Origin of the sequence: Ensifer sp. LBL (assembly GCF_050435225.1) — a bacterium.
GTDB lineage: Bacteria > Pseudomonadota > Alphaproteobacteria > Rhizobiales > Rhizobiaceae > Ensifer.
Window position 1 is genome coordinate 443232 of sequence record NZ_JBNDJY010000003.1, and the last position, 13330, is coordinate 456561.

At 61.8% G+C, this 13330-nt stretch carries 12 protein-coding genes; 10 read left to right on the top strand and 2 right to left on the bottom strand.

The annotated features are described in order from the left end of the window. Positions 1 to 88 precede the first annotated feature (88 nt). Positions 89 to 1210: an anhydro-N-acetylmuramic acid kinase gene (locus OKW20_RS13775; protein ID WP_429172963.1), complete on the top strand. Its 1122-nt coding sequence runs from the start codon at positions 89 to 91 to the stop codon at positions 1208 to 1210. Between the two features lie 140 nt (positions 1211 to 1350). Beyond that, entirely contained in the window at positions 1351 to 2550 is a 1200-nt protein-coding gene (locus tag OKW20_RS13780) for a diguanylate cyclase (protein WP_429172965.1), read from the top strand. An 11-nt stretch (positions 2551 to 2561) separates the two neighbouring features. Here the strand turns inward: OKW20_RS13780 and OKW20_RS13785 are convergent, their stop codons facing one another. Continuing rightward, entirely contained in the window at positions 2562 to 3380 is an 819-nt protein-coding gene (locus tag OKW20_RS13785; RefSeq protein WP_429172967.1) for an alpha/beta fold hydrolase, read from the bottom strand. Positions 3381 to 3586: 206 nt separating this feature from the next. Continuing rightward, positions 3587 to 4264, bottom strand: coding sequence for an alpha/beta hydrolase (locus OKW20_RS13790; RefSeq protein WP_043614433.1), 678 nt, complete (start codon positions 4262 to 4264; stop codon positions 3587 to 3589). 224 nt (positions 4265 to 4488) lie between these two features. On the opposite strand from OKW20_RS13790, the gene OKW20_RS13795 reads away from it, so the two are divergent. The 8 genes from OKW20_RS13795 to OKW20_RS13830 all read left to right on the top strand — a co-directional run bounded on the left by OKW20_RS13795 (position 4489) and on the right by OKW20_RS13830 (position 13327). Further along, on the top strand, positions 4489 to 5655 hold the full coding sequence (locus OKW20_RS13795; protein WP_429172969.1) for a cysteine desulfurase family protein: 1167 nt from the start codon (positions 4489 to 4491) through the stop codon (positions 5653 to 5655). Positions 5656 to 5807: 152 nt separating this feature from the next. Next, on the top strand, positions 5808 to 7277 hold the full coding sequence (gene sufB / locus OKW20_RS13800) for a Fe-S cluster assembly protein SufB (RefSeq protein ID WP_043614427.1): 1470 nt from the start codon (positions 5808 to 5810) through the stop codon (positions 7275 to 7277). Between the two features lie 80 nt (positions 7278 to 7357). Beyond that, entirely contained in the window at positions 7358 to 8113 is a 756-nt protein-coding gene (gene sufC, locus OKW20_RS13805) for a Fe-S cluster assembly ATPase SufC (RefSeq protein ID WP_043614649.1), read from the top strand. A gap of 22 nt (positions 8114 to 8135) precedes the next feature. Continuing rightward, positions 8136 to 9416 carry a Fe-S cluster assembly protein SufD gene (gene sufD / locus OKW20_RS13810; RefSeq protein WP_429172972.1) on the top strand — a complete coding sequence of 427 codons (1281 nt, stop codon included), beginning with the start codon at positions 8136 to 8138 and terminating at the stop codon, positions 9414 to 9416. Between the two features lie 130 nt (positions 9417 to 9546). Continuing rightward, complete coding sequence (locus tag OKW20_RS13815; RefSeq protein ID WP_429172973.1) at positions 9547 to 10788, top strand: cysteine desulfurase; 1242 nt, start codon at positions 9547 to 9549, stop codon at positions 10786 to 10788. A gap of 73 nt (positions 10789 to 10861) precedes the next feature. Further along, positions 10862 to 11242: an SUF system Fe-S cluster assembly protein gene (locus OKW20_RS13820; RefSeq protein WP_429172976.1), complete on the top strand. Its 381-nt coding sequence runs from the start codon at positions 10862 to 10864 to the stop codon at positions 11240 to 11242. A 94-nt stretch (positions 11243 to 11336) separates the two neighbouring features. Then, positions 11337 to 11729, top strand: a complete 393-nt coding sequence (sufA, locus tag OKW20_RS13825; RefSeq protein WP_034794319.1) for a Fe-S cluster assembly scaffold SufA — start codon at positions 11337 to 11339, stop codon at positions 11727 to 11729. A gap of 92 nt (positions 11730 to 11821) precedes the next feature. After that, positions 11822 to 13327, top strand: coding sequence for a sensor histidine kinase (locus OKW20_RS13830; protein ID WP_429172978.1), 1506 nt, complete (start codon positions 11822 to 11824; stop codon positions 13325 to 13327). Positions 13328 to 13330: the final 3 nt, after the last annotated feature.

Genomic DNA, 13330 nt, shown 5'->3' on the forward strand with positions numbered 1-13330 from the left:
TTGCGGGGGGAGTTTTTGAACGAACGGGCGTTTAGCACTGTTTTTGCGCATAATCACTTCAAAAGTGATTCTGGAAATATTGACCCGCATGACACAGACAAGAACCGCGATCGGCCTGATGAGTGGCACAAGCATGGACGGCATCGACGTCGCCCTGCTTCGAACGGATGGGGAGACCGTCGTCGAGCGCGGCCCATCCGCCGGCTTTCTCTACGATGCGCGTTTTCGGGATCGCTTGAAACAGGGACTGGTCGACGCGAAGGCGATCACGCAACGCGACCAAAGGCCGGGCGCCCTTGATGCGCTTGAGCGCGACCTGACGCTGCGACACGCAGAAGCGGTCAAGACCTTCCTCAAGCAGAACAGCCTGTCTGCGGCGGATATCGACGTGCTCGGCTTTCACGGGCAGACCGTGCTGCATCGCCCCGACGAGGCTCTGACGGTACAGATCGGCGACGGTGTGCTGCTTGCCGGAGAAACGGGCATCGACGTCGTCTACGACATGCGCGCCAACGACATGCAACATGGCGGGCAGGGCGCCCCGCTGATCCCCGCCTACCACGCGGCACTGGCGCGTGGCGCGGCCGGCCTTGCAGCCCCGGTTGTCTTCGTCAACATCGGGGGCATTTCCAACCTGACCTTCATTGGCGAAGGCGAGACGCTCATCGCCTATGACAGCGGCCCCGGCAACACGCTGATCGACCAGTGGGTCGAGGCGCATGCGGGCATTCCCTTCGACCAGGGTGGCATGATCGCCAGCGAGGGAACGGTGCTGCCGGCGCTTGCCGAGCGCTATCTCTCCAATGCCTTCTTCACCGCGACCACGCGCCGCTCGCTGGACCGGAACGATTTTGCACCGCCGGTTGGAAGCGACGCTGGTCTCGCCGACGGTGCCCGCACGCTAGCCCATGTCACGGCGGCAGCTATCATCAAGTCGGCCGGGCACCTGCCGCAGCGGCCGGCCACCTATGTCGTCTGCGGCGGCGGGCGGCTCAATCCGGTGATCATGCGCGACCTCGCTTTACTTGCCGAGGAAGAGGCCGCAACGGTCCTTGCGGCGGAAGCCGTGGGCTTCAACGGCGATTCGATGGAGGCCGAGGCTTGGGCGTATCTCGCCGTTCGCTCCTTGCGCGGTTTGCCGCTCACCTATCCGGGAACGACGGGCGTGCGGCAGCCAGTCAGCGGCGGCCGGCGCGCGGCGAAAACTTAAAGTTGATCTCGCGTTTCGCCATGAGTTCGTCACCCGGACGGATTAATCAAATTTTCGCAACAGCGAATTAGGATCTCAGCCGCTGCCACAGGAGGTGGCGAGGAGCGGCTTGGTGCCGCACGAGGGTTTCGGGTTCTTAGATGGGTGGTGCGATTTCTCTGCTGGCCGTGAATTTCATCATCGCGCAGATCTTCACAGCCGCATTTCTCATCATTGCCGCAAAGAGCCGGCAGCGGCGTGCAGCGCTCTGGTGCGCCGCCGGATTTGCCGTCGCCTCGCTTGCAGCCGTCTGCGAAGCCATCGTTCCTTTTTCCTCAACGCCGCAGCTCTTTGCCATCAGTGCCTTTGCCTGCGTACTCGGCGGCTTCTGTCTCCTGCGGTTTGGCCTCGGCCTTTTCTATCAGGTGCCGGTGCGCCTGCCGTTGCTCGGCGCCTTCTTCGTTGCTGGCGTTTGCCTGGACCTGGCGATCTACGACCTGCCCAGAGGCACCTGGCAGCATGCCATCCCGTACCAGGCGCCTTTTGTCGTGATCCAGGCCTGGACGGCATCGGTCGTCCTGCGTTCCGGCCGCCGCACCTTCTTTGACTGGCTGCTGTTCGGCCTGCTGGCGCTCTCGGCCGCCTATTACTTCGTGAAGATCTATGCCGCGGTCGTCGCCGGCTCTGGCGCAACGGCCCAGGACTACGTTTCCAGCCCCTTCGCGCTCATCTCGCAGGCGTTCGGTGCGATCCTCATTGTCGGCGCCGGCCTTGCCATGCTCGGCGTGATGGTCAAGGAGATCGTCGACGACGCGCAGGCGCGCTCGGAAATCGACCTGCTCTCCGGCCTCTACAACCGCCGTGGCTTCATCGAGCGGGTCATGCCGCTGCTGCACGCCCGCGCCACCCAGACACCCGGCACACTCATCCTTGCCGATCTCGATCGCTTCAAGCTGGTCAACGACACCTACGGCCACCTCACGGGCGACGAAGTCATTCGCCGGTTCGCCCGGGTGCTGATGGACGTCATGCCGAACCGCGCCGTGGCCGGCCGTCTCGGCGGTGAAGAGTTCGCGGTATATCTGCCCTGCACGGATCTGTCGGAAGCGCGCGTCGTCGCTCATGGCATGCGTGCAGCGATCATGTCCCAGCAGATCGGCGGCCTTCCGGAAGCCGCACGGGTGACGGCAAGCTTCGGCGTCACGGCCGTCGGTACCGGTGAGGCGCTGGAGCCCGTGATACAGCGCGCCGACGAGGCGCTTTACACGGCGAAAGCCAACGGTCGCAACCGCGTCGAATGCGCCGAAGCACCGACCACGGTCGTCAATCCCAGCGTTCCGCACTGGATCGGGCGATCATAAGCGACTGGCGTCTAGGTGATGCATTTCTCTCGGAGAAACCGGAGGATGTCTTCGGTGAACTGGGGCGGGTTCTGAAGCAGCGAAAAATGGCTGACCTCAGGCTGAATCAACAGGCCGGCACCCGGAATGTTGTCGGCGATGAACAGCGTGTCTTCGCGTTTGATGGCTTCCTCATGGTCCCCGTCCACCACCCAGACAGGGATCCGGATTTTCTGAAGGTCGCTGGCGGTAATGTTCGGCTGCGACGTCCACATCGCATTCATCTCGTCGAAGAAGAGCGTAAATCCCCCTGGCGTTGACGACCGCAGGGCATACTCTTCGCCCGTTCGCGCGATATAGGCGTTGAAGACTGCGCTTTTGGACAGATCGTGTGTTCCGGACGGATTGCTGTTCGCCCCGAAGGAAAAGACACCGGCGATGAGGTCCGGATGTCGAATCGCCAGCAGGAGCCCGATAATCGCGCCGTCACTCCAGCCGACAATGGACGCCTTCGGCAAGGTCAGGTGCGCCATCAGTGCCATGACATCACCTGCCATCAGATCATAGCTCATGCTCCCGCTACCCCGGGAGCTGCGTCCGTGGCCGCGGCTGTCCATCACGATGACCTCATAGGTCTTGGCAAGCTCGGCGACCTGAAGCCCCCAATAGTCGGAGTTGCCGAGCCCGCCATGGAGTAGAATGACGGGAGCGCCCGAACCGTAGACCGCATACCAGATCTTGGCGTCCGCGACCTCGACAACACCCTCTTGACCGCCGGCCGGAAGCTGTGGAGTGGCGGGCAGGGTTAGCCACCTCGGCGAAGACGCCGACCCATTCGACACCTGCGACATGGCTCCCCTCCTGTGAACGCCGCTCGGCTCTGCCCCGCCCAACAGCCTAGACTTGCACTATACGCCGATCGCACGGCGCTGAAACTCACCCTCTCGGGTGAGCCCTATCGCGGCCCACAGGCGCACGACCACTGGGCGCATTTGTCCATAAAAAAAGCCGCGCACCCGAAGGGGTACGCGGCGTTTCTGTACTTTTGTCCGGGTCTTTAGCGGATGCGCTTGGCGGCCGGCTCCGGCGTCAGTTCGCCGTTGAGGCGACGGTCGAGGTAGTCCTCGCATTCGCCCATCAGGCCCTCGACCTGGCCATTGAAGAAGTGGTTGGCGCCCGGCACGGTCTTGTGGGTGATGAGAATGCCCTTCTGGGCCTTCAGCTTCTCGACGAGACCGTTGACGTCCTTTTCCGGCGCGACCTTGTCGGAATCGCCGTTGATGATCAGGCCAGAGGACGGGCAGGGCGCCAGGAACGAGAAGTCGTAGATGTTCGGCTGCGGAGCGACGGCCATGAAGCCTTCGATTTCCGGGCGGCGCATCAGGAGCTGCATGCCGATCCAGGCGCCGAAGGAGTAGCCGGCGACCCAGCAGCTCTTCGAATCCGGATGCAGGCTCTGCACCCAGTCGAGCGCCGAGGCTGCGTCCGAGAGCTCGCCGGCGCCATGGTCGAATTCGCCCTGGCTGCGGCCGATGCCGCGGAAATTGAACCGGAGCGTCGTGAAGCCGCGCTTCTGGAACATGTAGAAGAGCTGGTAGACGATCTGGTTGTTCATCGTGCCACCGAACTGCGGGTGCGGGTGCAGGATGATGGCGATCGGCGCGCTCTTCTGCTTCGAAGGCTGATAACGGCCTTCGAGGCGGCCGGCGGGTCCGTTGAAGATGATTTCGGGCATTGGCTCTCCGGGAGTGTTCCTGGTTCGAATCTTGGGTTCAGATCGCGATGAGTCTTGACGAAAGCAGTCAGCTTTTCTAAAACCTAGTTTAGAACCGTTCAAAACTTCTGTGCGGGCATTCCGCCTTGTGCTTCGTCTCATAAGGCAAGCGGCGCGGAAAATTCAAGGAAAATGCATCGCCAGAGGTTGCGGGCTTGTGACCTGTTGATCTAGCGAAGGAAATCATGTCGAGTTCGCGCATCTATATGGACTGGAACGCCACGGCGCCGCTTCTACCGGAAGCGCGCGAGGCTTGCCTGTCGGCGCTCGACCTTCTCGGCAACCCTTCTTCCGTTCACGGCGAGGGCCGCGCATTGCGCACGCTCGTCGAAAATGCGCGTCGCGACGTGGCGTTGCTCTGCGGCGCCAAGCCCGGCAGCGTCATCTTTACCAGCGGCGCCACGGAAGCGGCCAACCTGGTGCTAACGCCCGATTTCCGCATGGGTCGCACGCCGCTGAAGATCGGCCGGCTCTATGCCTCGTCGATCGAACATCCGGCGGTGCGCGAAGGCGGGCGCTTCCCGCGTGAAGCGCTCAGCGAAATCCCGGTGACATCGGATGGCGTCGTCGATCTCCCGGCGTTGCGTGACCTGCTGACGGCGCACGACCGCCAGCTCGGCTTGCCGATGGTTGCCGTCATGCTGGTCAATAACGAAACGGGCATCATCCAGCCGGTCGCCGAGATCGCCGAGATCGTCCGCCCTCATGGCGGCATTCTCGTCGTCGATGCGGTGCAGGCTGCCGGCAGACTGCCGCTTTCCATCGAAGACCTCGGCGCCGATTTCCTGATCATCTCCTCGCACAAGATCGGTGGCCCGAAAGGTGCTGGCGCTCTGGTGGCGCGCGGCGAGGTCATGATGCCCGCGCCGCTGATCCGCGGCGGCGGACAGGAGAAGGGACACCGCTCGGGCACGGAAAATACGGTCTCGATTGCAGGCTTTGCCGCAGCCGCCAGGAAGGCAGGCGAAGGTGTCGGCCAGCGCATGAGCCATGTCGGCGCGCTGCGCGACAAGCTCGAAGCCGACATGCTTGCGGCCGCGGCGGACGTCGTCATTCACGGCCGCGACGTTTCGCGCGTTGGCAACACGACCTTCTTCACGCTTCCTGGCCTCAAGGCCGAAACCGGACAGATCGCCTTCGATCTGGAAGGCGTGGCGTTGTCGGCGGGTTCGGCCTGCTCCTCGGGCAAGGTCGGGCAGAGCCACGTGCTGACGGCGATGGGTTACGATCCGCGCCAGGGCGCACTTCGGATCTCGATCGGCGAGGGCACGACACAGGCTGATATCGACCGTTGCGCCGCGGTCTTTGCAAAGGTAGCAGCAAGACGACGGATGCCCGGGCAAGCGGCCTGAGCGGAACGACCGGACGAAATTGCGGAAAAGCAATTTTCCGCTTGGCAAACAGGGTGAAAAGCGCCTTTTAGCCCATTACATAAGCGGTGCGCCAAGTTCGCATCGTGTTGACAAGCTGCCGGACCTTGGATCCGGCAAGATTGGAGAACGACATGCCTGCCGTGCAGGAGACCATTGATCAGGTCCGTCAGATCGACGTGGACCAGTACAAGTACGGTTTCGAGACGACCATCGAAGTCGAAAAGGCCCCGAAGGGCCTTTCCGAAGACATCATCCGTTTCATCTCTGAAAAAAAGAGCGAGCCGGAATGGATGCTCGAGTGGCGCCTTGAGGCCTATCGCCGCTGGCTGACGCTCGAAGAGCCCACCTGGGCGCGCGTCAACTATCCGAAGATCGACTTTAACGAGATCTACTATTACGCCGCTCCCAAGGGCGTAACGGGTCCGAAGTCGCTCGACGAAGTCGACCCGGAGATCCTGAAGGTCTACGAGAAGCTCGGCATTCCGCTCAAGGAACAGGAAATCCTCGCCGGCGTGCAGAAGTCCAAGATCGCCGTCGACGCCGTTTTCGACAGCGTCTCGGTCGTCACCACCTTCAAGGAAGAGCTGAAGAAGGCCGGCGTGATCTTCATGTCGATCTCCGAAGCAATCCGCGAGCATCCGGATCTCGTGAAGAAGTATCTCGGCTCGGTCGTTCCGACGACCGACAACTATTATGCGACGCTGAACTCGGCGGTCTTTACCGACGGCTCCTTCGTCTTCGTGCCGAAGGGCGTTCGTTGCCCGATGGAACTGTCGACCTACTTCCGCATCAACGAGAAGAACACCGGCCAGTTCGAGCGCACGCTGATCATCTGCGAAGACGGCGCCTACGTGTCCTATCTCGAAGGCTGCACGGCGCCTCAGCGGGACGAGAACCAGCTTCACGCTGCCGTTGTCGAGCTCGTTGCGCTCGATGATGCCGAGATCAAGTACTCGACGGTCCAGAACTGGTACCCGGGCGACAAGGAAGGCAAGGGCGGCATCTACAACTTCGTCACCAAGCGTGGCGATTGCCGTGGCAAGAACTCCAAGATCTCCTGGACGCAGGTCGAAACCGGTTCGGCGATCACCTGGAAGTACCCGTCCTGCATCCTGCGCGGCGACGGTTCGCGCGGCGAGTTCTACTCGATCGCCGTTTCCAACGGTCACCAGCAGATCGACAGTGGCACCAAGATGATCCACCTCGGCAAGAACACGTCGAGCCGCATCGTCTCGAAGGGTATCGCCGCCGGCGTTTCGGAAAACACCTATCGCGGCCAGGTTTCGGCCCACCGCAAGGCCGAGAATGCCCGCAACTTCACCCAGTGCGATTCGCTGCTGATCGGCGACAAGTGCGGTGCCCACACCGTTCCTTACATCGAGGCGAAGAACTCGACGGCACAGTTCGAGCATGAAGCCACGACGTCGAAGATTTCCGAGGACCAGCTGTTCTACTGCCTGCAGCGCGGCATCCCGACCGAAGCGGCGATCGCACTGATCGTCAACGGCTTCGTCAAGGAAGTCATCCAGGAACTGCCGATGGAATTTGCCGTCGAAGCGCAGAAGCTGATCGGCATCTCGCTCGAAGGCTCGGTGGGCTAAGGCCCTGAACTGAAAATTGAATGGCGCGCACCAAGAGCTTGCGCGCGAACGAACGTTCGTTTCCCAAGAGGACGATAGAAATGCTTGAAATCAAGAACCTGCACGCCCGCATCGCCGAAGACGGCACCGAGATCATCCGCGGCCTGAACCTGACCGTGAAGGCCGGCGAAGTCGCCGCCATCATGGGCCCGAACGGCTCCGGCAAGTCGACGCTGTCCTACATCCTGTCGGGCCGCGAAGACTACGAAGTCACCGAAGGCGATATCCTCTATAACGGCGAGAGCATTCTCGAGCTGGACGCCGCCGAGCGCGCCGCCAAGGGTATCTTCCTGGCCTTCCAGTACCCGGTCGAAATCCCGGGCGTTGCCACCATGCAGTTCCTGAAGGTGGCGATGAACGAGCAGCGCAAGTATCGCGGCGAAGACGAACTGACGACGCCGGAATTCATGCGCCGCGTCAAGGAAGCGGCTGCCGAGCTGAAGATCGCTCCGGAAATGCTGCGCCGTCCGCTCAACGTCGGCTTCTCCGGCGGTGAGAAGAAGCGCGCCGAGATCCTGCAGATGTCGCTGCTCGAGCCGAAGCTGTGCGTGCTCGACGAGACCGACTCCGGTCTCGACATCGACGCGCTGAAGATCGTTGCTGACGGCGTCAACGCGCTGCGTTCGCCGGACCGCGCCGTCGTCGTCATCACCCACTACCAGCGCCTGCTCGACTACATCGTGCCGGACACGGTGCACGTGCTCTACAAGGGCCAGGTGATCAAGTCGGGTGACAAGACGCTGGCACACGAACTCGAAGCCAACGGCTACGCGGAAATCATCGAGGCCGCGGCCTGACGCCTGTTGAAGGAGTGTTCGAATGAATATGCAACAGGCAATCAAGATGACGGCGGCCGAAACGGCGCTCGTCGATGCCTACACCGCGCAGATCGGTGATCTGCCGGGCGACGGCTCGGTGCTCTCGGTTCGTGACACGCTCGTGCACGAACTGCGCACCGCCGGCCTTCCGACCCGCCGCGTCGAATCCTGGCACTATACCGATCTGCGCACGCTGCTGCGCGCGGTGCCGGCTGCCGACCCGACGGCTTTTGCCGATCGTGTCGACGCCCTGGTTCCGGGCTCGACGGTGTTTTCCGTCCGCAATGGCCAGGCAGAGGCCAAGGGCAGCCTTCCCGAGGGCGTGACGGTCCGTTCCTATGTCGACAGTCTGCTCGACGGTTCGGCCGCAGCCGGCCTCGCCGTGCTCGGCTTTGACGACGCTATCGGCCGCATCAACGGCGGTCTCGTTCGCGGCGGCCTCGAAATCGCTGTCGCCGATGATGCCACGCTCGAAACCCCGCTGGAAATCCAGCTGGTCCAGAGCCTCGGCCAGGCGCACACGCGCTTCCCGGTCACTTTCGGCGCCAACGCCAAGGCGACCGTGATCGAGCGGCATCTGTCGACCAAGGACGCCGAGAGCTTCGTTTCCTCTGTCAGCGACGTGACGGTTGGGGAAGGCGCCGATATCATCTGGATCATCCTGCAGCAGCAGGGCGCAGGCGATACCCATCTTGGCCAGATCCGCTTCGACATCGGCAAGAACGCCAAGCTGCATCTCTTCGTGATCAACGCCGGCGGCAAGCTTGTGCGCCAGGAGATCCACGGCAAGACGAGCGGTGAGGGCGCCGACTTCAAGCTGCGTGGCATCAACCTGCTTGGCGGCGAGACCCATACGGACGTGACCTTCACGCTCGGCCACAACGTGCCGCACACGACCTCGACGGAAATCATCCGCAACGTCGTGTTCGACCGCGCCAAGGGCGTGTTCCAGGGCAAGATCCTGGTTGCCAAGGACGCACAGAAGACCGATGCGAAGATGGCGTGCAACACGCTGCTTCTGTCCGACGACGCCGACCTGTCGGCCAAGCCGGAACTGGAAATCTTTGCTGACGACGTGCAGTGCGGCCACGGTGCGACGGTTGCCGATATTGACCACACGCAGCTCTTCTACCTGATGGCGCGCGGCGTTCCGGAAAACAAGGCGCGGGCCATGCTCGTCAATGCCTTCGTTGCCGAGATCGTCGAAGAGCTTGAGGACCACGAAGCGCTGGTCGAGGCACTGGAAGACGTCATCTCGACCTGGCTCGACAAGCACGCCTGACGGGCTCCTTGCGTAATTCCTTAAATCGGCAGCGATTTGAGGGTAAATTATGCAGCGGCTCAACATGTTGCAGCGCGCTTAGCGCGTCTTAAGGGACGCGCGGCGCTCCAGGGCAATTGGATTAAGAGACATGGAACACACTGTACCGGTGCCTGCCTACGACGTCGAAGCGATCCGCAAGGATTTCCCGATCCTGTCGAAAACCGTCTACGGCAAACCGCTTGTCTATCTCGACAACGGAGCATCGGCACAGAAGCCGCAGGTCGTGATCGATGCGATCTCCCATGCCTATTCCAACGAATACGCCAACGTCCATCGCGGCCTGCATTTCCTGTCGAATGCCGCGACGGAAGCCTACGAGGCGGCGCGCGAAAAGGTGCGCCGTTTCCTCAACGCCCCATCAGTCGACAACGTCATCTTCACCAAGTCCTCGACGGAGGCGATCAACACGGTCGCCTATGGCTACGGCATGCCCAAGCTTGGCGAGGGCGACGAGATCGTGCTCTCCATCATGGAGCACCACTCCAACATCGTTCCCTGGCACTTCATCCGCGAGCGCCAGGGCGCCAAGCTCGTCTGGATCCCGGTGGACGACGACGGCGGGCTGCATGTCGAAGATTTCGTTAAGTGCCTGACCGACAAGACCAAGCTCATCGCCATCACCCATATGTCGAATGCGCTTGGAACCGTCGTTCCGGTCAAGGAAATCTGCCGCATCGCCCGTGAGCGCGGCATTCCGGTGCTCGTCGATGGCAGCCAAGGCGCCGTACACATGCCGGTCGATGTCCAGGACATCGACTGCGACTGGTACGTGATGACCGGCCACAAGCTCTACGGTCCCTCGGGCATCGGCGTGCTCTACGGCAAGACCGATCGCCTGAAAGAGATGCGGCCGTTCCTCGGCGGTGGCGAAATGATCGAAGTGGTCACGGAAGACACCGTCACCTACAACGATCCGCCGCATCGCTTTGAAGCCGGCACGCCGCCGATCGTGCAGGCCATCGGTCTTGGCTACGCGCTCGACTATATGGAAAAGCTCGGCCGGGCAGCCATACAGGCGCACGAGGCGGACCTGACGGCCTATGCGCGCGAGCGCCTGTCGGCGGTCAACTCGCTCAGGGTCTTCGGCAATACGCCCGACAAGGGCAGCATCTTTGCCTTCGAGCTTGCCGGCATCCATTCGCACGATGTGTCGATGGTGATCGACCGTGCCGGTGTCGCCGTTCGCGCTGGTACGCATTGCGCCCAGCCGCTCTTGAAACGCTTTGGCGTCACCTCCACATGCCGTGCATCCTTCGGCCTTTATAATACTCGGGCCGAAGTCGATGCTCTGGTCGAGGCACTGGAACACGCTCGCAAGTTTTTCGCTTGAGGAATAATATATAGAAGGTTCAAAGACTTCTCATAAATCTTTGAACCAGAAGAGAAAGTTCAGGAGGCCTGACATGAGCCTTGATGCTACGGAAGAAAAGATCGACGTTCGTGAAGGCATCGTCCATTCGGCGATTCCGGCCGAAGAAATTGCACGCCTCAGCGACGATATCATTGCCGCGCTGAAGACCGTCTACGACCCGGAAATCCCGGCCGACATCTTCGAACTGGGCCTGATTTACAAGATCGACATCGAAGACGACCGCATGGTCAAGATCGACATGACGCTGACCGCTCCCGGTTGCCCGGTCGCGGGCGAGATGCCGGGCTGGGTCGAGAATGCCGTCGGTGCCGTCGAGGGTGTCTCGGGTGTCGAGGTCAGGATGACCTTCGATCCGCCGTGGACGCCGGACCGCATGTCCGAGGAAGCACAGGTCGCCGTCGGCTGGTACTGAGCCCTGCCATATTGATCCGTTAAGGCACGGATACTACATTTGATTCTGTAAGGCGCCGGGCCTTTACCCCGGTGACGACAAGGAGAATGAGCCCATGGGCTTTGCCGTGATGAGCCTGACCGACGCTGCTGCTGGCCGCGTGCGCGCGATCGTCGAGAATTCCGGCGCCGATGCCAAGGGCATTCGCGTCGGCATCAAGAAGGGTGGCTGCGCCGGCATGGAATATGCCGTTGATCTCGTGACCGAACCCAATCCCAAGGACGATCTGATCGAGCATCAGGGCGCCAAGGTCTGGATTGCGCCGGAAGCCGTGCTCTATCTGCTCGGCACGCAGATGGATTTCGAAGTGACGACGCTGCGCTCCGGCTTCACCTTCCACAATCCCAACCAGACATCCGCCTGCGGGTGCGGTGAATCGGTCGAGTTGAAGCCGGCCGATCTGGCGGCACTTGCCGCGCAAGGCGACGCCGTCGTGCGCGCCAACTAAGTTTTACCATTCCTTCAATTGGATAGGTCGGCCCGGTTTTCGCCGGGCCTTTTTTCTGCTGAGATACACATCTATGGAATAGGGAGAGGGACATGGCGGCGTTGAACGAAGATCTCGTCTTCAAGGCGCTCTACGAAACGTTTCCCGATCCCGTGATTATCATCGACGCCGAGCGGATCATCCGTTCCGCGAACAATGCAGCGCTCCGTCAGTTCGGCTATCCGGCTGCGGAGTTCATCGACAAGTCCGTACGCCTGATCTATGCGACCGACGCGGAGTACGCCAAGCGCCTGCAGAACCGGGCGGCGCGCGTGGACGAAACCGCGCCCCGATCCTCGAACTATCTTTATGTCCGGCGCGACGGCTCGACGTTTTCGGGGCATCTGCGCACGACGCCGCTGATCAACGACGCCGGCGAAGAGCTGGCGCTCATTGGCATCATCAGAGACATTTCGGACCTGACCGAAGCCGTGAGCGAACGGCAGAAGGCTTCCGAGATGCTGAATGCGGCGCTCGAAGCGATGCCCGAGGGCTTTGCCATCTTCGACCGGGAGGAACGGCTGGTCGTCTATAACAGGGCCTATCAGGCGATCTGCGGGCCTGCCGGTCAGGCACTCAAGCCCGGCATCACCGCCGAGGAAATCCTGCTCTTGGCGCGTCAGGGCGGTCATTACCCGGACGCCTCGCCGGGCACGCGCGAAGGCGACGAGTGGATCGCCTCGCGACTGCGCGATTTCCGCTATCCGGACGGAAAGCCAAAGATCCACCGTTATGCCGACGACCGCTGGCTGCGGGTGGAAAACATCAAGGCCAAGGACGGCAACACAGTCGTCGCGCGTGTCGATGTGACGGACCTGAAGCGCGCCGAGCTGGCGCTGGAGCGGCAACGACAGGAACTGGAGCACAAGAACGAAGCGCTCGATCAGTTCACCGCCACCGTTTCCCACGACCTCAAGGCACCGCTTCGGCACATCTCGATGTTCTCCGAGATGATCGAAGACGACCTCAAGGCCGGCAATCAGACCGAACTTGCCGAAAATGCCCGGCACTTGCGCGACAGCGTCCGGCGCATGAACCGCGTGGTCGACAGCCTGCTCGACTATGCGCAGATCGCGCATCGCATCACCGAATGGACCGAGGTGAAGTTGAACGATGTCGTCTCGGAGACGCTGACGATTCTCGCCAGTGACGCCAGCGATGCCAACGCAACCTTCGAGGTTGGCCCGCTGCCCGAACTGGAGGGGGATCCCGAGTTGCTGCGCCGCCTGGTCCAGAACCTCGTCGGCAATGCGATCAAGTACCGGCACGCCGACCGCCGCCCGCTCATCCGCATTCACGGCAACAACTTACACCAGACGGTGGAACTGGTGGTGGAGGACAACGGCATCGGCATCGATCCGCGGTTTGCAACCCGAATCTTCGAAGTGTTCCAGCGGCTGCACAAGGACGAGACGGTCTATGGCGGCACCGGAATCGGCCTGTCGCTCGCCAAACGCATCGCCGAAAGCCATGGCGGTTCGATCTGCCTTGACACGAGCTTCCGAGAAGGCGCACGTTTCATCGTGTTGCTTCCGAGGTGGCTGAGGAAGGCGAAGTAGGGC